Genomic DNA, 19,298 nt, shown 5'->3' with positions numbered 1-19,298 from the left:
CGCTCTTCGCCGCGCGCCCGTTTCTCCTGCCGACTTTCATCCGCGCATCGTTGCTTCAGCGGTGCGCGGTTTCTTTGAGTGAGCCCCCGCATGATTGATCGTCGTCAGGCCCTGTTCGGCGCCGCGGCCGCCGCCCTTGCTTCCCCGGCCCTGGCCGAGAGCAAGGTCCCGCCGCTGAAGCATCTGGCCGCCCAGAAGGGGCTGGTGTTTGGCAGCGCGGTCGGCGCGGGGCCGCCGGGGTCGCTGACCGGCTCGTTCGAGGACGCCCGCTACCGCGCCATCCTGGCCGACGAATGCGGGGTGCTGGTCCCCGAGAACGAACTGAAGTGGTACGTGCTGCGGCCGGCGGAAAAGACCTTCGCCTTCGCGCGCGCCGACCGCATCGCCGCCTTCGCCGCCGAGCATGGCGCGGGGCTGCGCGGCCACACCCTGCTGTGGCACCATCCGCAGTGGTTCCCGGCCTGGCTGAAGGACTACGACTTCGGCCCCAAGCCCGCCGCCAGGGTCGAGGCCATGCTGGCCGAGCATATCGACAAGGTGTGCGCCCACTATCCGCAGATCTATTCCTGGGACGTGGTCAACGAGACCGTCGATCCCGCCGACGGCGCGCTGCGCCGCACGGTCTTCTCCGACGCCATGGGCGGGGGCGAGCCGGTGCTGGACGCCTCGTTCCACCTGGCCCGCAAGGCCGCGCCCAAGGCCCGCCTCGTCTACAACGACTACATGAGCTGGGAGGTCGGCAACGAGAAGCACCGCCACGGCGTGCTCAAGCTGTTGGAGGGCTTCCGCAAGCGCGACGTCCCCGTCGACGCGCTGGGGATCCAGAGCCATATCGGGGCCGAGAACGCCGACAGCTTCACCGGCTTTGGCCGACCGCAGGAAAAGGCATGGCGGGCCTTCGTCGATGAGGCCGTCGGCATGGGCTATGATCTGGCGCTCACCGAGTTCGACGTCCACGACAAGGGCCTGCCGGCCGACTTCGCGCAGCGCGACGCGGCCGTGGCGGCCTACGGCAAGGCCTATCTCGACCTGATGCTGAGCTATCGCCAGACCAAGGAGCTCCTGGCCTGGGGCATGGTCGACAAGTACTCGTGGCTGCAGAACCAGTGGCTGCGCCAGGACAAGGCTCCCAAGCGGCCGACGCTGTATGACGACGCCTATGCGCCAAAGCCGCTGCGTCAGGCGGTGGCCCAGGCCCTGCGCGACGCGCCGGCACGCTGAGGGGAGGGCGGTCGTGATGCTGCGTTTCGCTCTGGGCCCCGCCCTGACCCTGGCGCTGCTCGCCGGCGCCGCCGTGGCCGCGCCCCTGGCCCCCGGCACGGCCGCCTTCGACGACTTCACCTACAGCGGCCAGGATCCGACCGACGCGCCGCTCGCGCCCGGCGCCTACGCCAACCCCATACTCAAGGGCTTCTATCCCGACCCCAGCGTCACGCGAGTGGGGCAGGACTATTACCTGGTCAATTCGACCTTCGCCTGGTTCCCGGGCATCCCGGTGTTTCACAGCCGGGACCTGGTGAACTGGACCCAGATCGGCAACGCCATCGACCGTCCGGGGCAGCTGGACTTCAAGCGGCTGGCGATGTCGCGGGCGGTGTTCGCGCCGGCGATCACCGAGCACGCCGGCGTGTTCTACATCCTCAACACCTGCGTCGACTGCGGCGGCAATTTCCTGGTCACGGCCAGGGATCCCAAGGGCCCGTGGTCGGATCCGGTGTGGCTGCCGGAGATCGACGGCATCGACACCTCGCTGTTCTTCGATGACGACGGGCGGGCGTGGATCGTCAACAACGGCCCGCCGCAAGGTCCATCGCGCTATGACGGCCACCGGGCGATCTGGATCCAGGAGTACGACCCCAAGGCCGGCAAGATGGTCGGGCCGCGCTCGGTGCTGGTCGACGGGGGCGTGGATCCCGCCACCAAGCCGATCTGGATCGAGGGGCCGCACATCCTCAAGGTCGACGGCCGCTACTACCTGACCGCCGCTGAGGGCGGCACGGCCGAGGGCCACTCGCAGGTGGTGCTGCGGGCCGACAAGGCGACCGGGCCGTACACGCCCTATGCCGGCAATCCGATCCTGACCCAGCGCGACCTGCCGCGCGACCGGGCCCATCCGATCACTTCGGCGGGCCATGCCGACCTCGTGCAGACGCAAGGCGGCGATTGGTGGGCGACCTTCCTGGCGGTGCGGCCCTATGGCGATGACACCTACAACACCGGCCGCGAGACCTTCCTGCTGCCGGTGACGTGGCAGGACGGCTGGCCGGTGATCCTGCCGCCGAAGACCGCCATCCCCTACGCCGGGCCGCGGCCCAGGCTGCCGGCCGGAACCGCGCCGACGATCCCGACCACCGGCGCTTTCACCGTGCGCGAGACCTTCGACGGCAAGGCCTTGGGGCTCGACTGGATGACCATGCGCATTCCGGCCGGACGCTGGTGGGACCTGCAGGACGGGGCGCTGGTGCTGCGGGCGCGGCCCGATCGCCTGGGCGGGTTCGAGCAGCCGTCGATCTGGGCGCGCCGACAGCAGCACCTCAACGCGACCGCCGAGACGACGGTGCGGTTCACCCCGAAGGCCGCTGGCGACCGGGCCGGGATCGTGGCGCTGCAGAACGACGCCTTCTTCTACGCCCTGACCGTGGCCGGGGGCGCGGACGGACGGCCTGAGGTGCGGCTGGAGAAGCGGGCCGGCGAGAAGGATCCGGTCGACGGCGCGATCGTGGCCCGCGCGCCGCTGCCGGTCGCCGGGGGCGAGCCGGTGCGCCTGAAGATCACCGCCCGGGGCGGCCTCTATGACTTCGCCTACGCGACCGGCGACGGCGCCTGGCGGAACCTGGCCGGCGACCAGGACGGGACGATCCTGTCGACCAAGGTCGCCGGCGGTTTCGTCGGGACGATGCTGGGCCTCTATGCCCGGGCGGACGGGAAGTGAGACGCCGCGACCTGCTGGCGGGGACGGCCGCGATCCTGGCGAGCGGCGGGCCGGCCGCCGCCGGTGTCGCGGTCCTGACCGGCGAGCAGGCTCACGCGGCGATGCTGCGGCGGCTGGGGATCGGGGCGCTGCGGCCCGGGGTCGACGGCATGAACCCCGGCGCGGCCAACCCCGTGAACTACGACGAGGCGCGGGCCGGGCCGTTCAGCCTGCTGCCCGACCCCCTGGCCCTGCCGGACGGAACGCCCGTACGCGACGCCAAGACCTGGTGGGACGTGCGGCGGCCGCAGATCCTCGAGGCCTTCGCGCGTGAGATCCATGGCCGGGTTCCGCGCGGCCTGCCCGCGCCCGCCTGGCGGACGGTGAAGGAAGAGCGGGTCAGCTGGGGCGGGCGCACGGTGGTCGAGCGGCGCCTGGCCGGCGACGTCACGCGCCATGGCCGGAGCGTGGCCATCGACCTGCTGGTCGGCGCGCCGGAGGGGGCTGCGAAGGCTCCCGTGGTGATCGAACTGGGCTTTCCCGACGGGCCGCCCTGGCTGCGGGGACGCACGCCGCCGCTGGGTCCCGACTGGCGCGACGCTGTGATCGCGCGCGGCTGGGGCTACGCGATCTACGCCCCCACCAGCGTGCAGCCCGACGACCCGGGCAAGCTGCAGGACGGGATCATCGGCCTGGCCAATCGGGGGCGGCCGCGCGATCCGGAGGACTGGGGCGCTTTGCGGGCCTGGGCCTGGGGCGTCTCGCGGGTGCTGGACCTGCTGGAGGCCGATCCTGCGGTCGATGCGCGGCGCGCGGCGGTGGCGGGGATGTCGCGCTACGGCAAGGCCGCCCTGCTGGCCATGGCCTACGAGCCGCGCCTGGCGGCCGGCTACATCGCCTCGTCCGGCGAGGGCGGGGCCAAGCTGCATCGCCGCCGGCGCGGCGAGCAGGTCGAGAACCTGGCGGCCGTGGGCGAGCACCACTGGATGGCGGGGAACTTCCTGCGTTACGCCGGGCCGCTGACCGCCGACGACCTGCCGGTGGACGCCCACAGCCTGATCGCCCTGGTCGCGCCCCGGCCGCTGTTCATCGGAACCGGCGCCGACGCGACCGACGGCTGGGTCGATGCGCGCGGCATGTTCATGGCCGCGGCCGCCGCGAGCCCGGTCTACGAACTGCTGGGCGCAGGCGGGCTGGACCGCGCGGCCTTTCCGCCGCCGCTGACACTGACGGCGGGCGACCACCTGGTCTTCCGCCAGCATGCGGAGGGGCATACGCCCGCGCCTAACTGGCCGTATTTCCTGGAGTTTGCGGCGCGCGCCTTCAGGCGAGCGGCGTAAAGCGCGCGAGAACCGGCCACAGTTGAACGGCGGCGGCGAGGCCCAGCGAGCCGATCACCACCCACCCGACGAAGAGCGCGAACATCGGATGGCGCTGCCACCAATGCGCTCCGCTCAATGAGCCGCCAGTAGCCCTGGCCATGACGTTTCCTTCCCGACGAGCGAAGAACGGTCCAAGTAGAAAATGGCCGTTCTTCTTCTGGCTGAACACGAGCCCTCGGTTTTTAGTGTGCTCTCGTCCAGCCGAATGTCTATTCTGACATTTCGTCGCATAGATAACACGAGTCGCTCAAACATGCGCACCGCTCTCATCGCCCTGGGGTTGTCCGTCGCTCTGGCCGGTCCGGCCCTGGCCCAGACCCCGCCGACCCCGGCGCCGGCCCCCGACGTCACCGCCAACCCGGCCGCCGAGAACCTGGCCAAGTCGACCGCCTGGCTGGCCGCCAACGCCAAGCAGCCGGGCGTGATCACCCTGCCGTCGGGCCTGCAGTACAAGGTCGTGACCGCCGGCGCGAAGGACGCGCCCTCGCCCAAGGAAGGCGAGATCATCAAGGTCCACTACGAGGGCAAGCTGGTCGACGGCACGGTGTTCGACAGCTCGTTCGCGCGCGGCAAGCCGCTGATCGCGCCGCTGGGCGGCCTGGTGCCGGCCTGGATGGAGGCCCTGCCGAAGATGAAGGTGGGCGACGAATGGACGCTGTTCGTCCCGCCGTCGCTCGGTTACGGCGACCGCACCGCCGGCGAGATCCCGCCCAACAGCGTGATGATCTTCCGGGTCAAGCTGATCGACATGATGACGCTGGACTGAGGAAAGAACCTCCCCTCGTGGGGGAGGTGATCGCGAAGCGATCGGTGGGGGGGGGTGATTGCCGAGGCAGCCAAGCGCCGCAGCGGCTGAAAACGTCCCCCCACCGGCCCTCCGGCCCTTACTGCCTCGACTTCATCAGCGGCTGGATCTTGGTTCCGAAGTCGTCGATGCCCTGGACGAAGTCGTCGAAGGTCAGCAGCACGCCGCCGGTGCCGGGCACTTCGGCGATCTCGTCCAGCATGCGGGCGATGCTCTCATAGCTGCCCACCAGCGTGCCCATGTTGAGGTTCACCGCCGATTCCGGCGCGGCCAGCTGGGCGGTGTTGGTGGTGGCGCCCGCCGCGGCGTTGGGGGCGGCCTGGTTGGTCAGCCAGGCCAGGGCCTGCTGGTCGGCGCCGTCCCGGTATTTCTGCCACTTGGCCAGGGCCTTCTCGTCGGTTTCGTCGGCGATCACCATGAACAGGATGAACGAGGCCACGTCGCGGCCGGTCTTGGCGGCGGCCGCTTCCAGGCGCTTGTTGACCGAGGCGAAGGCGGTCGGGGTGTTGGTCCCCTTGCCCAGGGCGAAGCTGTAGTCGGCGTACTGCGCGGTGAAGGCCAGGCCCTCGTCCGACGAGCCGGCGCAGATCAGCTTGGTGTCCTTCGGGTGCGGGCTGACCCGGCAGTCGTCCATCGTGAAGTACTTGCCCTTGAAGTCCGAGACGCCGGTCTCCAGCAGGCCCTTCAGCACGGTCGCGTATTCGGCCAGGTAGTTGTAGCGGTCGGTGTAGTGGCCCTCGCCCGGCCACAGGCCCATCTGGCTGTACTCGGCCTTCTGCCAGCCGGTGACCAGGTTGATGCCGAAGCGGCCCGGGGCGATGGAGTCGATGGTCGAGGCCATGCGCGCGACGATCGCCGGCGGGATGGTCAGGGTGGCGACGGTGGCGAAGACCTTGATCTTCTCGGTGACGGCCGCCAGGCCCGCCATCAGGGTGAAGCTCTCGAGATTGTGCTCCCAGAACTCGGTCTTGCCGCCGAAGCCGCGCAGCTTGATCATCGAAAGCGCGAAATCGAGGCCGTAGTGCTCGGCCTTCTGGACGATGGTCTTGTTGAGCTCGAAGCTCGGCATGTACTGCGGCGCGGTCTCGGAGATGAGCCAGCCGTTGTTGCCGATGGGGATGAAGACGCCGACCTGCATGGTGTTAGTGCCCCTTTGAAGTGTGTTGTGGCTTGGCCAGGAAGGTGCTCCCCCTGTGGGGGAGCTGTCGGCCCCCGGGTCCGGCCGAGGGCCGGCCCGAGGATAAACTCCGCCGACTGAGGGGGTAAGCGCCGCGCCGCCCCCCTCCGGCCCTCCGGGCCACCTCCCCCAGAGGGGGAGGATCTATGTCGTGAACCCCGCTCATCCGTCCCCCTTCAGGAACTTCACCAGCGAGGCGTTGAACCCCTCGGGGTCGGTCACGCTCGAGGCGTGGCCGCCCCAGGGCAGCACGTCGAGCGTGGCGTCGGGCAGGCGCTGGGCCAGGCGATGGGCGCAGGTGACGGGCACCAGCATGTCGTCGGCCGTGGCGCTGACCAGCACCGGGTGGGTGATCCGCGGCAGGTGCTCGTCGATGTCGAAGGCCAGCAGCGCCCCGATGCGGGCCAGCATCACCGCCTTGGGCGGGAAGCCGGCCACGTGGTGCGGCTCCTCGGCGGCCAGGCGGTCGCTGTTTTCCGAGATCCAGGTCGCCGGATAGAGGAACAGGGCCTGGGCGTGGACGTAGGCGGCGGGGCCGGTGTCGTTGAGCAGATGCAGGCGGGTGTCGAAGCAGCGCCTGATATGCGGGTCGGGCCGAGACCAGCCGTTGACCACCACCAGCTTGCCCAGGCGGTCGGGGTGGGAGAGGGCGAGCGCCAGGCCCGCATTGCCGCCGGCCGCGTGGCCCACGACGTGGGCCTTGGCGATCCCCAGGGCGTCCATCACCCTGACCATGTCTTCGGCCATGTCGGCGACGCTGTAGGGCCGCTCCGCCGGCAGTTCGCGCACGCTGCGGCCCGTGCCGCGGTGGTCGTACAGCACCACCGGCCAGCGCTCGGTCAGAGCCGCCATCTGAGGGGCCCAGAAGGATCCCGAGCCGCCCAGGCCCGACGACATCAGCACGACCTCGCGGCCCGCGATGGGGCCGCCGTGCAGTTCGTAGTGCAGGCCGTCGACGGTTCCCGAAGTCACGGCGTCGATCACTTCTTGCCGATGTGGGCGACGGTGGCGATCTCGACCAGGAAGTCGGGCTTCACCAGGCCGCACTGGATGCAGTAGCGGGCCGGCTTGTCGCCCGGAAAGTACTCGGCATAGACCTTGTTGATGGTCTGGTAGTTGGCCCAGTCGGTCAGGAAGATGTGGTTCATGGTCACGTCGTCCATCGTGCCGCCGGCGGTCTCGATGACGGACTTGATGGTCTCCAGCACCTGCCGCGTCTGGCCCTCGGCGTCGCCGACATGGGCGACGTTGTTGTCCTTGTCGAAGGCCAGGGTGCCCGAGACGTAGACGATCCCGTCGGCCAGCGTGCCCGGCGAGAACGGGGCGATCGGCGTGCCCGTGCCGGGCGGGGTGATGACGGTCTTGGGCATCTCGTCCTCTGTCCTTCTGTAATTAAGTTCTTCATTCCGTCCGAAGGCGGAAAGCCTTGCGGGGAAAGCCGTCGAAACCTCTATTTCGGCGCCAGCTGCCCGAACGCGCCCTTGAAGTCGGCCACGGTCGACACCCAGCCGAAGAAGGTCTCGATGTTGTAGAGCGTGGCCTTCTGCACGAAGTCGGGGCCGGCCTGGTGGGTGGCGTCCTCCAGCACCGTGCCGAAATATTCGAGGAAGAAGCCGTCGCGCAGGGTCGACTCCACGCAGACGTTGGTGGCGATGCCGACGAAGACCAGGTTCTTGATGTTGCGGCTGCGCAGCACGCTGTCGAGCTGGCTGTTGAAGAAGCCGGAATAGCGGGTCTTGTGCAGGCAGATGTCGCCCGGCTGGGGCGCCAGTTCGTCGACCAGCTCGTAGTCCCACTGGCCGCGGGCAAGGAGCTTGCCTTGCAGCTCGGGCCTGGCGCGCATGGTCTTCAGCGCGTTCGATTTCCACCAGTTGGGCGAGCCGGGGCCGCCGGCTTCGACGTACTGGTCGTCCCAGCCGTTCTGGAAATAGATCACCTGCACGCCGGCCTCGCGGGCGGTTTCGAGCACGCCCTTGATCTGCTGGATGCAGGCGGCCGCGCCGCCGATGTCGAAACCGGCCAGGTCGAGATAGCCGCCCTTGGAGGCGTAGGCGTTCTGCATGTCGATGACGATGACGGCCGTGCGGGCCGGATCCAGCGGGATCGGCTCGGGCCGGGCCGGCAGCATGACGGAGTCGTCGGTTACGATCATGAACGCTCTTCCCTCAGGTGCGGCTCTGCGGCCTGCATCCTGAGCGTCATGGAAGATCAATCTACGCGGCGAGGCAATACGATCGATCCGACAGCGCCCCAGGATGGGTGCGGAGCGGATCGACCATCACGATGAGCGAGAGAACGTCGGTCAAGCGGCCGGGCGGCGTCCGGCGCGGGCGCGCGCGGCTGCTCGTTCAGGCGTCGGCGGCGGGGGCGTCTTCGCCCAAAGCTTGGGCGCCGGCCGTGCGGACCGTCAGCGTGCAGACGAGACCGGTGCCCAGATAGTCGAACTGGGCCTCGCCCTTCAGTTCGTTGCGCAGGCTGGCGGCGATCAGGCGCGAGCCGAAGCCCTTGCGGCTGGGCGGTCCCTTCAGCTTGGGGCCGCCGCTCTCGACCCAGCGCAGGGCCAGGCGGTGCGGATCCAGCGGATCGCGCCGCCAGGTGACCTCGACCCGGCCGGCGGGGGTCGACAGGCCGCCGTACTTCGAGGCGTTGGTCGCCAGTTCGTGGAACACCATCGACAGGGCCAGGGCCGCGCTGGGCGGCAGGGCGGCCGACGGACCCTCCATGCGGGCGCGGTCGCCGTAGGGCTCCAGCGTCTGGCGCAGCAGGTCGGCCAGGTCGGCGCTCTCCCACACCGTGCGGGTCAGAAGGTCGTGGGCGCGGGCCAGGGCGTAGAGCCGCTCGTTGAAGGCGTCGAAGCCGGGCGCGGGCTCGCCCTTGCCCAGGCTCTGCAGGGCCAGCGACTGGACCGTGGCCAGGGTGTTCTTCACCCGGTGGTTCAGCTCGTTGATCATCAGCTGCTGACGGCCTTGCGCGCGCTTTTCCTCGGCCTCGCGGGCGCGCAGCTGGCGTGAGGCCGCGTGCAGGGCCTCGCGCACCTCGCCGATCTCGCGCAGGCCGCCCGTGGTCTGGGCCGGCATGTCGCCGCCCGAGGCCATGAGCCGGGCGTCGGCGACCAGGGCCCGCACCTCGCCGGAGATCCCGCGCGAGAACAGCAGGGCCGCGCCGGCGCCGATGGCCAGCAGGGCCAGGCCCGCGACCACCAGCAGGGCCAGCGACGACAGGTTGGCGCGTTCGAGTTCGGTGCGCGGCACGCCGACGATGAAGCTCCATCCGTAGGTCGGCGAACGGCTGAAGGCCGACAGGGTGGGGGTGCCGTCGAGGGTGTAGGTCTCCAGAACGCCGTCGTTGTCCTTGGCCATGGCGTCCAGCATCGGCCGGCTGGCCGAGCGGCCCAGCATCTTGTCCTGGTCGCGCGAGCGGGCCACCAGGCGGGCGTCGCGGTCGACGATGCTGGCCGTCCAGCTCCGCGGCACGCCCTGGGCGGCGAACAGCGGCGCGAAGGCGGCGGGCGTCTGGATGTAGGCCAGGTCGTAGAGCTGACCGTCGACGATCACCGGCATGTCGATGGCCACGATCGGCTGCTTGGCCACCGCGCCGTAGGTGAGGTTGGACACGGTGGTGCGGCCCGAGCGGACGGCGGCCCAGCGTTCGGGCGGCAGGCCGGCGTTGCGCGGCGGGGTCTGGCCGGGCGGCAGGCGGGTGTTGACCACCTGGCCGCGGGGCGAGATCAGCACGATCCAGGCGTCCTTGGCGCGCACCGCGGCGCGGGCCTGGCGCTCGAAGCTCTCCAGGTCGCCGGCCGCCAGGGCCGGCGAGACCGACAGGGCCTGCAGCGTGCTCTGGCCCTGGGCCAGCTGACGGTCGACGGCCAGGCCCAGGGCGCGCGTGGTGGCGACCAACTGCTGCTCGTAGCGACCCTGGCTCTGGCCGTACTCGGCGCGGGCCAGCAGGGCCATGAAGACGATGGCCGGGGCGACCAGGCAAAGCGCCATGATCAACAGCCGCCTTCGGACGGTGGGCGGTCCTGCGGCGGCTGAGGCGGCGTCGACCTGGGTCATGTCTCTGGCCAAGCGCTGCCGGCTCCAAATTCGAAGTCGCAAGAGGAAAGGGCGCACAGGCTGGCTGGTCAAGCTCCCCGCGACATCCCGTCGCGGGTGGAGGCGGCTTCTTTAAGGCGGTGGCGCGGTCGAGGCGCGCAGGGCCAGTTCGAACGGCAGCAGGTGGTCGACGCGCGACAGCTTGCCGTCCTTGGCGGCGGCGGCGACCAGCAGGTCGACGGCCTGGGCGGCCATCTCGGCCACCGGCTGGCGGATCGTGGTCAGCGGCGGCAGGGACAGCCTGACGCTGGGGGTGTCGTCGAAGGTCGCCAGGGACAGGTCGTCCGGTATCGCCACGCCCAGCCGGCGGGCCACGTGCATGACCGCCAGGGCGGTCTCGTCGTTGCCGGCCAGGATGGCGGTGGGGCGGTCGGGGCGCGCCAGCAGGGCTTCGGCCGCCGCGACGCCGCCCTCGAAGGTGAAGTCGCCGGGCACGAGCAGGGTTTCGTCGACCGTCAGGCCGGCGGCGGCCAGCGCCCGCCGGTAGCCCTCCTCGCGGTCGCGGCTGGCCAGGAAGCGGGCGCTGCCGGTGACGAAGCCGACGCGGCGATGCCCCAGTTCGACCAGGTGCTCGGTCAGCTGGCGGGCGGCGGCCTGGTCGTCCATCCGCACCCGGGCGCCGGGGCCGGCCTGCGCCGAGCCCAGGCGCACGAACGGGACCTGGGCGCGCTTCAGCGCGTCCAGCACCGTCGGGTCCTCGCAGTTGGGCGGCGTCAGGATCACCCCGTCGGGCCGCAGCGAGGAGAGCACGTGACCGACCCGCCGGGCCAGCTGGTCGCTCTCCAGGTCGATCAGTTCGCACAGCAGGTGATAGCCGTGGACGTCGCAGCGGAGCATGGCCCCGTACTGCATGCGGTCGATCCAGTTGTTGCCCCGGTCGCTGCGCCAGTTCTCCAGGGTCAGCTTGCGGTCGTTGAAGGCGACGATCAGGAACGAGCGCGACCCGCCAAGGCGGCGGGCGGCGATGTTGGGAGCGTAGCCCAGCTGGTCGATGGCCGCCTGCACGCGCTCGCGCAGTTCCGGCGTGACGGTCGGCTCGTTGTTGACCACGCGCGAGACGGTCTTGACCGAGACCCGGGCCTTTTCGGCGACATGGACGATGGTGACGTTGCGCATCGGGCTCCCGCCGCCGGCTTTCGGCGCGGCGTTAGCGATAGCGCGCCCGCGGCGACCGAGTCGAGCCGGTTCCTGTCATGGGGGCGCAGTAAATCGTCCTGGAAGCGTAAGTAAGACATCGTTGTCAAAAATTATCGGTGCTCTCTGCTTCGGCGAAATCGCTTATGTCGGAATGGTTTGAGATCGATTTGTCCTCAAGTGGACAAATATAAGCGTGTTGACACGAAGTAAGACAACGTTGTCTCGTTGAGCGGTGAGGCGGTCGCAAGCAGACGACCCCGCGAGCGGGAGGCCAGATCCATGCGTGTGCGCATGGCCGGGCGCCGCCGCGCGCCGTCGGCCAGCCGCCGCCTCGAAACCCTACGCTGCTCCCGTGGCGTGTTCGGGCGCGGCGGCCTCTTTCCCCTTGGCCGCCGCGCTCCTTTTTCGATCGAGGCCGCCCGTGACGCCGTTCCGCCTTTCCGCCCTGGCCCTGCTGGCCGCCACCAGCCTGACCAGCCTCGCCGCCGCCGAGGTGCTGACCCCCGCCGGCAAGGCTGCGGCGAACGTCGCGGCCTGGCCCGTGGTCAAGAGCCCGGCCGCCCTGACCGACGCGGCGACCGAGGCCAGGATCACCGCGCTGATGGCCAGGATGTCGGTGCGCGAAAAGGTCGGCCAGACGATCCAGGCCGACATCGGCTCGATCCGCCCCGAGCAGTTGCGCGAATACCCGCTGGGCTCGATCCTGGCCGGCGGCAGCTCGGGCCCGAACAGCAACGACAAGGCCGGTCCCAAAGAGTGGGCGCAGTTCGTCGACCTGTTCCGCGCCGTGTCGCTGGAGACCCGCGACGGCCACGTGCCGATCCCGCTGATGTTCGGCATCGACGCCGTGCACGGCCACAACAACGTGGTCGGCGCCACGCTGTTTCCGCACAATGTGGGCCTGGGCGCGACCCGCGATCCCGACCTGATCGAGCGCATCGGCAAGGCGACGGCCGAAGAGGTGGCCGTGGCCGGCGGCGACTGGACCTTCGGGCCCACGGTGGCCGTGCCGCGCGACGACCGCTGGGGCCGGGCCTATGAGGGCTATGGCGAGGATCCGGAGATCGTCAAAAGCTACGCCGGCCGCATGACGCTGGGCCTGCAGGGCAAGCTGGCGCCCGGCAAGGCGCTGGAGGCCGGCCGCATCGCCGGCAGCGCCAAGCACTTTCTCGCGGACGGCGGCACGCTGAACGGCAAGGACCAGGGCGATGCGCCGGTGTCGGAGGCCGACCTCGTGCGCCTGCACGCCCAGGGCTATCCGCCCAGCATCGAGGCGGGCATCCTGACGGTGATGGCCTCGTTCTCCAGCTGGAACGGCGTCAAGCACACCGGCAACAAGACCCTGCTGACCAACGTGCTGAAGGAGCGCATGGGCTTCTCCGGCTTCGTGGTCGGCGACTGGAATGCCCACGGCCAGGTCGACGGCTGCTCGAATGTCTCGTGCCCGCAGGCGCTGAACGCGGGCCTCGACATGTACATGGCCCCCGACAGCTGGCAGGGCCTGTTCGACAATACCCTCAAGCAGGTCGAGAGCGGCGAGATCGGCATGGCGCGCCTCGACGACGCCGTGCGCCGGATTCTGCGGGTGAAGATCAAGTCGGGCCTGTTCGATCGCGTCGCCCCGCCGGTGCAGGGCCGCTACGAGCGGGTCGGCGCTCCGGATCACCGCGCCCTGGCCCGCGAGGCCGTGGCCAAGTCGCTGGTGCTGCTGAAGAACGACGGCGTGCTGCCGATCAGGGCCGGCGCCAAGGTGCTGGTGGCCGGCGACGCCGACGACATCGGCAAGGCGGCCGGCGGCTGGACCCTGTCGTGGCAGGGCACGGGCAACACCAACGCCGACTTCCCCGGCGCCCAGTCGATCTGGAGCGGCCTGAAGGAGGCGGTCGAGGCTTCGGGCGGCAAGGCGACCCTGTCCAAGGACGGCGCCTTCACCGACAAGCCGGACGTGGCCGTGGTGGTGTTCGGCGAGACGCCCTACGCCGAGTTCCAGGGCGACCTGCAGCATCTGGAATACCAGCCCGGCGACAAGACCGACCTGGCTCTGCTCAAGAAGCTGAAAGCCGCCGGCGTGCCGGTGGTGGCGGTGTTCCTGTCGGGCCGTCCGCTGTGGGTGAACCCCGAGATCAACGCCTCTGACGCCTTCGTCGCGGCCTGGCTGCCGGGCTCGGAGGGCGGCGGCGTCGCCGACGTGCTGGTGGCCGGCAAGGACGGCAAGTCCAGGCGCGACTTCACCGGCAAGCTGTCGTTCAGCTGGCCCAAGCGCGCCGACCAGGGGCCGCTGAACAAGGGCGATGCGGGCTATGATCCGCAGTTCGCCTACGGCTACGGCCTGTCCTACGCCAAGCCCGGCAAGGTGGCGAAATTGGGCGAGGTGTCGGGCGTGTCCGGCGCCAGCGTCAATGTCGACAAGTACTTCGTCTCGGGTCGCACGCCCGCGCCATGGCTGCTGTCGACCGCCGGCGGGGTGAAGCTGACGGCCATCGACGCCGCCGCCCAGGAAGACGCCCGCCTGGCGACCTGGACCGGTCCCGGCGCGCTGCTGGTCAACGGCCCGCCCGCGGATCTGTCCCGCCAGACCACCGGCGACCTGTCGATCGCCCTGACCTATCGCGTCGACGAACGGGCGCCGGGCCCGGTCGGCTTCTCGATCTCGTGCGGCGAGGGCTGCGCCGGCGGCGTGGACGTCACGAAGATCTTCGCCGAGGCGCCCGTGGGCGAGTGGCGCAAGACCCAGATCAAGCTGTCGTGCCTTAAGGCGGCGGGCGCCGACATGAGCCGCATCTCCTCGCCGGTGGTGCTGTCGGCGCAGGCCGGCTTCAAGCTGGCCTTCCGCGAGATCCGCCTGGAGCCGACCGAGGCGCATGTGGCCTGTCCGGGGCAGTAGGGGGGCTCCCAAATAAGCCCGTCATTCCCGCCACAAGGGCGGGAATGACGGGAAGACAAGAGGAGGGCGGCTAGGCCGGTCTAGCCGGCCCGCCCGCCCAACCGCTCCAGCAGCGCATCGCGGTAGGTCCTGCTGGTCACCACCTCGTCGCCGCCGGCCATGAGCAGCCGCCAGGAGCCGTCCGACAGCGGCCGGGCTTCGCGGACGTGGGCCAGATTGACCAGGGACGAGCGATGGGCGCGGGCGAAGAGGCGGGGGTCCAGGCGGGCCTCCAGGCTCTGCAGCGTGGCGCGCAGCAGGCCCTCGCGGCCGGCCCAGTGGACGACGACGTAGTTGTCGGCCGCGCCGAACCACTCGACGGCGCCGAGCTCGACCGGAATACGCCGCGCGCCCGACATCACCATCAGCCGCTCGGCCTCGCTGGGCGGGGCCGCGACGGCGCGGGCTTGGGCAAGGGCGGTTTCCAGCAGGGCGTTGCGAGCGCGGGCTTCGCGGGCGCGGCGGTGGTGGGCGGCGGCCAGGCCGACGGCGACGATGGCCGAATAGAGCAGCAGGCAGACCGGCGTCCGGTCCAGCATCCGCGCGGCGAGGTCCTGGCTGTCGCCGATGAAGGCGCGGTCGATCAGGCCGGCCGCCAGGGCTTCCAATGGAACGACGGCCAGGCCGGCGGCGAAGCAGGCGGCGATCCCCCGCGCCCCGGCCCCGAACCGGCGCAGCACCAGCCAGACGAGCCCCGCCGCCGGCAGCCAGGCGGCGTAGATCCCGCCTTGCCACAGCAGCGAGGCCGCCACCGACAGCGTCTGGCCGCGCGCCGTCGCCAGGCGTCGGGCGAACCAGGCGGCGCTGACGCTGGTGACCGTCCAGCTGTAGGCGGTGAAGGCCCAGACAAAGGCCGCGGTCGGGGCGGCGCTCAGGCGAGCAAGCATGCGCGCCGGCGCCTGACAGCCAGGACCGCGATCCAGATCACGGCCATCGGTTGGAACAGCAAGGTCGGCCAGAGCTGGCTCCATGGCGTGGGCAGAAAGGTCAGGAAATTGCCCGAGAAGGCGCTGAGCACCGCGCCGTACGCGCCCAGCATCTTCACAAGATGCTCGTAGGTCCAGAGCTCGGGCGAGAACGGCCAGTCGGCCGGTCGCGCGAAACGCCACAGGTCCCAGCCGCCGATCAGGAAGGCGCCCCAGACCAGAGCGATGGCCGGCGCGCGCGGCGCGTCGCTGTCGCCGGTCAGCAGAAGCACCAGCACCCAGGCGCCGATGGCGACCACGGCAAGGGTGGCGGTCCAGTCCAGGGCCGTGGCCCGCTGGGCCGGATCGCGGTCGGACCGCTTGCGGCGCAGCACCCGGCAGCCCGAGAACAGGCCGATGCTCGCCGTCGCCGACAGGGCGGTGAAGTAGGCGTTGAAATGCAGCGCCGTCATCACCCAGGCGGCCGCCAGCATCACCCCCATCAGGACGACGAACACTCGCCCCGAAAGCCGATGCAGCCGCGAGCGCTTGCGCGCAAGGATGGGCGCGACGCCGGCGACGACGGCGGCCAGCCCGCAGGTGATGTGAAGGGCCAGAGTTGGCGCGAAGACCTGTTCCATGACCGCCGTGGTGGCCGGCGGGATGCGCTGGCGACAGCGGTCTGGGGCCAATGACGGCCGACGGGGGCGGGTGTCTAGGCCGCCACGCCCTCAAGGGCCGCGATCAGGTCGGCGAAGGCCTCGGGCGGGGCGTCGCCCTGGTCGAGGAGCAGGTCGTCCAGATCCCGGGCCAGGTCGGTGATCCTGGCATAGCCGAAGACGCCGGCCGCGCCGGCCAGGCGGTGGACGATGTAGTGCCTGTCCTTCATCGAGGTCTCGGCGGCGCGCAGCTTGGCCAGGTCGTCGGCGACGCGGACCAGGAACTTGGCCCGCAGGGGGGCGAGAGGGTCGGCGGTGGTCATCGGGCGAGGATCGCGCGCACGTCCTGGGCCAGGGTCATCGGGTCGAACGGCTTGGTGATCACGTCGGCGGCGCCGAAGCCGAGCAGGCGGGCGCGTTCCTCGGCCTGGGCGCGGGCGGTGATGAAGATCACCGGCGCGCCGTTCAGGTCGCCGCGTTCACGCAGGCGGGCCAGCACGGCCGGGCCGTCCATGTCGGGCATCATCACGTCCAGCAGCACCACGTCGGGGCGCCAGTCGTCGCCGTCCAGCATGGCAAAGGCCTCGACGCCGCCGCCGGCCGAACGCACCTCGATGCCCGGGTCGAGCTCCAGCGAGAAGGTCGCCACCTCGCGGATGTCGGCCTCGTCGTCGACGTAAAGGAGCTTCAGGTCGGTCATCGGCGTCTCTTGGAATCGGCGTCCGCGGCGAGCTTGCGCACAGTTCGGGCCAGCTGGTCCAGCGTGGTCTTGGACTTGGTCAGAACGGCGTCGACGGATGCCGCCAGGGCCCTGTCCTCAAGCGGTTGGGCGGAGAAGACGATCACCGGCACGGGCTCGTCGCCCTCGTGCAGGTCGCCCAGCAGCTCGACGCCGTTGCCGTCGCCAAGGCCCAGGTCGAGGATCACCACGTCGGGCCGCGACAGCTGCAGGGCGGCGCGGCCGCTACGCACGCTGTCGGCGTGGCGGACGGTACAGCGCTCCTGCAGGGCGTCGCGGACCACGGCGTGGACGTCGGCGTCGTCCTCGACATGCAGCACCTCGATCCGGCGGCTGTCGGCGTGACCATTGACGGCGCGATGCACCGCGGTGCGCAGGCGCTCCAGGTCGATGGGCTTCTGCAGCCAGTCGACGACGTCCAGCGCCTCGCCGCGGCCTTCGGCGGCCTCGGCCGAGATCACCAGGGCGGGGATGTCGCGGGTGGCGGCGTCGGCGCGCAGGCGGCGCAGCAGGTCAAGGCCGCTGCCGTCGGGCAGGCGCACGTCGGTGACGAAGGCGTCGAAGCCGCCGATCTCCAGCACGGCGCTGGCCGAGGCCACGTCGCCGACGGTGTGCACCCGCACGCCGGCCTGGCGCAGGGCCTCCGACAGGATCTCGGCGATGTCGGGATCGTCCTCGCACAGCAGCACGCGGGCCGCGCCGTCGCTGGCCTCGGGCACGCGGGCGCGGGTCTCGATCGTCGCCAGCTCGAACATGAAGGTCGCGCCCTGGCCGGGCTCGGACTCGAACCACAGCCGGCCGCCGTGTCGCTGGACGATCTCGCGCGAGATCGCCAGGCCAAGCCCCGTGCCGCCCTTGGCGCGGGTGTCCGAAGCGTCGGCCTGGGCGAACTTCGAGAAGATGCGGTCGCGGAACGCCTCGGGCACGCCGGGGCCGTGATCGCGGACGCAGAAACGCAGGACGTCGGGTCGCGGGGCGCTGACCTTGACCTCGACCGCGCCGCCGGCCGGCGAGAACTTGGCGGCGTTGGACAGCAGGTTGGCGGCCACCTGGCTCAGGCGGTCGGCGTCGCCGCGCACCAGGGGCAGGCTGGGGGCGACATCCAGTTCGAAGGCGACGTTCATCTGGCCGCCAAGGCCGCCCATGGCGTCCACGGCCCGGCGGGCCAGTTCGCCCAGATCGAGCGGCTGCAGGTCGAACTCCATCTGGCCGGACTCGATCTTCTCGATGTCGAGGATGTCGTTGATCAGCCGCACCAGGCGCTGGCAGTTGGAATGGGCGATGCCCAAGAGGCGCGCGGCCCGCTCGGGCAGGGCGCCGGCGGCGCCGCCGACCAGCAGGCCCAGCGACCCGGCGATCGAGGTGAGCGGCGTGCGCAGTTCGTGGCTGACGGTGGAGACGAACTCGGCCTTCAGCTTCTCGACCCGGCGGCGCTCGGAGATGTCGCGGATCGAGGCGGTGATGCGCTCGCCCTCGGGCAGGCGGACGAGACCGATCGAGGCCTCGATGGGGAAGGTGGTCCCGTCGGTGCGGCGGCCGGTCAGCTCGCGCAGCACGCCCTTGGACAGGTCGTCGGCGCCGGCCAGCTGGCGGATGAACAGTTCGCCCCGGTCGGGCAGGTCGATGAACTGGGCCAGGGCCTTGCGCAGCAGGTTCTCGCGCGGCAGGCCGAACATCTCCTCGGCGGCCTTGTTGACGGTCTCGATCGTGCCGCTGGGATTGAGCGTGACGATGGCGTCCTGGGCGTTGTCGAGGATGGCGTCCAGGCGCCCGGCCGTGGCCTGGGCGACGGTGAACAGCTGCTGGCGGGCGCGGATCTGGCGCGACAGCATCAGGAACGCCGCCAGCAGGAACACCACCAGCACCACGAACAGGGTCTGGGTCAGGCGCTCGGTCCGCTGGGTCAGCGCGCCGTCGGCGGCGATGCGGCGGTCCAGGGCGGCCTTGTCGGCGGCTTGCAGCTCGGTGACCACGATGCGGATCTCATCCATGATCGCCTTGCCCTTGCCGCTGGAGACCAGGGTGCGGGCGGCGTCCTCGCCGTTCTCGCGACGAAGCTTGATGCCCTCGCTCATCACCGCCTGCTTGCGGGCGATCAGGGCTTCGAGGCGGTCGAAGACGGGGTCGTCGGTCTCGATCAGGTCGCCGGCGTCATGCTCGCGCATGGCGCGCAGGGCGGCCAGTTGCGCCGGCAGCCGGCGCTGGGCGGCGTGGTAGGGCTCGAGGAAGCGCTCCTGGCCGGTGATGACGAAGCCGCGCTGCCCGGTCTCGGAATCCTGCATCAGGGAGAACACCGTCTGCAGCTGCATCCGCTGGTCGTAGGAATGGTTGACCGCCTCGCGCAGGACCGTGCCGCGGCTGAACTCGCGCTGCAGCTCGAAGGTGACCAGGAACAGCAGCAGGGGCGCCACCACCAGCCCCAGGATCACCGAGATCAGCAGGCCGCGCTGTTCGCGGCGCAGGAGGAAGCTGGTCATGGACGGAGGGTTCCTCGCGGGCGTTCGAGTCGACAGCTTAGGGCGGGTCGGCGGCGCGACCAAACGCGGGTTTCCCGCTACCGTTG

At 70.6% G+C, this 19,298-nt stretch carries 17 protein-coding genes; 5 read left to right on the top strand and 12 right to left on the bottom strand.

Annotation, left to right across the window (positions count from 1 at the left end; genetic code table 11):
• The first annotated feature begins 90 nt into the window (after positions 1-90).
• Genes G5B46_RS06290 through G5B46_RS06280 form a run of 3 tightly spaced genes read left to right on the top strand, consistent with a single transcriptional unit; the run spans position 91 to position 4,251 of the window.
• Positions 91-1,221, top strand: coding sequence for an endo-1,4-beta-xylanase (locus G5B46_RS06290; protein ID WP_165257057.1), 1,131 nt, complete (start codon positions 91-93; stop codon positions 1,219-1,221).
• Positions 1,222-1,237: 16 nt separating this feature from the next.
• Entirely contained in the window at positions 1,238-2,932 is a 1,695-nt protein-coding gene (locus tag G5B46_RS06285) for a glycoside hydrolase family 43 protein (protein ID WP_165257055.1), read from the top strand.
• Positions 2,929-4,251, top strand: a complete 1,323-nt coding sequence (locus G5B46_RS06280) for an acetylxylan esterase (RefSeq protein ID WP_205691508.1) — start codon at positions 2,929-2,931, stop codon at positions 4,249-4,251. The genes G5B46_RS06285 and G5B46_RS06280 overlap by 4 nt, the downstream gene beginning before the upstream one ends.
• Here the strand turns inward: G5B46_RS06280 and G5B46_RS06275 are convergent.
• Entirely contained in the window at positions 4,235-4,462 is a 228-nt protein-coding gene (locus G5B46_RS06275) for a hypothetical protein (RefSeq protein WP_165257053.1), read from the bottom strand. The two genes, G5B46_RS06280 and G5B46_RS06275, sit on opposite strands and share 17 nt — an antisense overlap.
• Before the next feature lie 84 nt (positions 4,463-4,546).
• Here G5B46_RS06275 and G5B46_RS06270 point away from each other — a divergent pair, with 84 nt between their 5' ends.
• Positions 4,547-5,059, top strand: a complete 513-nt coding sequence (locus G5B46_RS06270) for an FKBP-type peptidyl-prolyl cis-trans isomerase (protein WP_165257052.1) — start codon at positions 4,547-4,549, stop codon at positions 5,057-5,059.
• A gap of 118 nt (positions 5,060-5,177) precedes the next feature.
• Here the strand turns inward: G5B46_RS06270 and rutA are convergent, their stop codons facing one another.
• The 6 genes from rutA to G5B46_RS06240 all read right to left on the bottom strand — a co-directional run bounded on the left by rutA (position 5,178) and on the right by G5B46_RS06240 (position 11,488).
• On the bottom strand, positions 5,178-6,236 hold the full coding sequence (rutA, locus tag G5B46_RS06265) for a pyrimidine utilization protein A (protein ID WP_165257050.1): 1,059 nt from the start codon (positions 6,234-6,236) through the stop codon (positions 5,178-5,180).
• A 201-nt stretch (positions 6,237-6,437) separates the two neighbouring features.
• Complete coding sequence (rutD, locus tag G5B46_RS06260; RefSeq protein ID WP_165257568.1) at positions 6,438-7,256, bottom strand: pyrimidine utilization protein D; 819 nt, start codon at positions 7,254-7,256, stop codon at positions 6,438-6,440.
• Positions 7,256-7,645, bottom strand: coding sequence for a pyrimidine utilization protein C (gene rutC, locus G5B46_RS06255; RefSeq protein ID WP_165257048.1), 390 nt, complete (start codon positions 7,643-7,645; stop codon positions 7,256-7,258). The genes rutD and rutC overlap by 1 nt, the downstream gene beginning before the upstream one ends.
• 80 nt (positions 7,646-7,725) lie before the next feature.
• On the bottom strand, positions 7,726-8,427 hold the full coding sequence (rutB, locus tag G5B46_RS06250; protein WP_165257046.1) for a pyrimidine utilization protein B: 702 nt from the start codon (positions 8,425-8,427) through the stop codon (positions 7,726-7,728).
• Between the two features lie 196 nt (positions 8,428-8,623).
• Positions 8,624-10,345 (bottom strand): HWE histidine kinase domain-containing protein, encoded by a 1,722-nt coding sequence (locus G5B46_RS06245; RefSeq protein WP_346764877.1) that lies wholly within the window; start codon positions 10,343-10,345, stop codon positions 8,624-8,626.
• A 99-nt stretch (positions 10,346-10,444) separates the two neighbouring features.
• Positions 10,445-11,488 carry a LacI family DNA-binding transcriptional regulator gene (locus G5B46_RS06240; RefSeq protein ID WP_165257044.1) on the bottom strand — a complete coding sequence of 348 codons (1,044 nt, stop codon included), beginning with the start codon at positions 11,486-11,488 and terminating at the stop codon, positions 10,445-10,447.
• A 490-nt stretch (positions 11,489-11,978) separates the two neighbouring features.
• On the opposite strand from G5B46_RS06240, the gene G5B46_RS06235 reads away from it, so the two are divergent.
• Positions 11,979-14,393 (top strand): exo 1,3/1,4-beta-D-glucan glucohydrolase, encoded by a 2,415-nt coding sequence (locus G5B46_RS06235; RefSeq protein ID WP_240903387.1) that lies wholly within the window; start codon positions 11,979-11,981, stop codon positions 14,391-14,393.
• A gap of 80 nt (positions 14,394-14,473) precedes the next feature.
• On the opposite strand, the gene G5B46_RS06230 is transcribed toward G5B46_RS06235, so the two are convergent.
• The 5 genes from G5B46_RS06230 to G5B46_RS06210 form a co-directional block, all read right to left on the bottom strand.
• Positions 14,474-15,319 (bottom strand): LytTR family DNA-binding domain-containing protein, encoded by an 846-nt coding sequence (locus G5B46_RS06230; RefSeq protein ID WP_240903356.1) that lies wholly within the window; start codon positions 15,317-15,319, stop codon positions 14,474-14,476.
• The gene (locus G5B46_RS06225; protein ID WP_165257042.1) at positions 15,304-15,978 is read right to left on the bottom strand and encodes a DUF2306 domain-containing protein; all 675 of its coding nucleotides are present in this window, start codon (positions 15,976-15,978) and stop codon (positions 15,304-15,306) included. Before G5B46_RS06225 ends, G5B46_RS06230 begins: the two co-directional genes overlap by 16 nt.
• Before the next feature lie 74 nt (positions 15,979-16,052).
• Positions 16,053-16,319 (bottom strand): Hpt domain-containing protein, encoded by a 267-nt coding sequence (locus G5B46_RS06220; protein WP_165257040.1) that lies wholly within the window; start codon positions 16,317-16,319, stop codon positions 16,053-16,055.
• Positions 16,316-16,696, bottom strand: coding sequence for a response regulator (locus tag G5B46_RS06215; protein WP_165257039.1), 381 nt, complete (start codon positions 16,694-16,696; stop codon positions 16,316-16,318). Before G5B46_RS06215 ends, G5B46_RS06220 begins: the two co-directional genes overlap by 4 nt.
• A complete protein-coding gene (locus G5B46_RS06210; RefSeq protein WP_165257038.1) occupies positions 16,693-19,212 on the bottom strand; it encodes a CHASE3 domain-containing protein in 2,520 nt (839 codons plus the stop codon). Before G5B46_RS06210 ends, G5B46_RS06215 begins: the two co-directional genes overlap by 4 nt.
• Positions 19,213-19,298 lie beyond the last annotated feature (86 nt).

The organism is Caulobacter sp. 602-2 (assembly GCF_011043625.1).
Taxonomy (GTDB): Bacteria; Pseudomonadota; Alphaproteobacteria; order Caulobacterales; family Caulobacteraceae; genus Caulobacter.
Note: the sequence above shows the minus strand (reverse complement) of the source record. Positions and strands in the feature narration are given on the sequence as shown.

What these genes read in the sequence shown, in the direction of transcription:
- G5B46_RS06290 (WP_165257057.1), top strand. Translation starts at nt 91, where the DNA reads ATGATTGATCGTCGTCAGGCCCTGTTCGGCGCCGCGGCCGCCGCCCTT.
- G5B46_RS06285 (WP_165257055.1), top strand. Translation starts at nt 1,238, where the DNA reads ATGCTGCGTTTCGCTCTGGGCCCCGCCCTGACCCTGGCGCTGCTCGCC.
- G5B46_RS06270 (WP_165257052.1), top strand. Translation starts at nt 4,547, where the DNA reads ATGCGCACCGCTCTCATCGCCCTGGGGTTGTCCGTCGCTCTGGCCGGT.
- rutA (WP_165257050.1), bottom strand. Translation starts at nt 6,236, where the DNA reads ATGCAGGTCGGCGTCTTCATCCCCATCGGCAACAACGGCTGGCTCATC.
- rutC (WP_165257048.1), bottom strand. Translation starts at nt 7,645, where the DNA reads ATGCCCAAGACCGTCATCACCCCGCCCGGCACGGGCACGCCGATCGCC.
- rutB (WP_165257046.1), bottom strand. Translation starts at nt 8,427, where the DNA reads ATGATCGTAACCGACGACTCCGTCATGCTGCCGGCCCGGCCCGAGCCG.
- G5B46_RS06240 (WP_165257044.1), bottom strand. Translation starts at nt 11,488, where the DNA reads ATGCGCAACGTCACCATCGTCCATGTCGCCGAAAAGGCCCGGGTCTCG.
- G5B46_RS06230 (WP_240903356.1), bottom strand. Translation starts at nt 15,319, where the DNA reads ATGCTTGCTCGCCTGAGCGCCGCCCCGACCGCGGCCTTTGTCTGGGCC.
- G5B46_RS06225 (WP_165257042.1), bottom strand. Translation starts at nt 15,978, where the DNA reads ATGGAACAGGTCTTCGCGCCAACTCTGGCCCTTCACATCACCTGCGGG.
- G5B46_RS06220 (WP_165257040.1), bottom strand. Translation starts at nt 16,319, where the DNA reads ATGACCACCGCCGACCCTCTCGCCCCCCTGCGGGCCAAGTTCCTGGTC.
- G5B46_RS06215 (WP_165257039.1), bottom strand. Translation starts at nt 16,696, where the DNA reads ATGACCGACCTGAAGCTCCTTTACGTCGACGACGAGGCCGACATCCGC.
- G5B46_RS06210 (WP_165257038.1), bottom strand. Translation starts at nt 19,212, where the DNA reads ATGACCAGCTTCCTCCTGCGCCGCGAACAGCGCGGCCTGCTGATCTCG.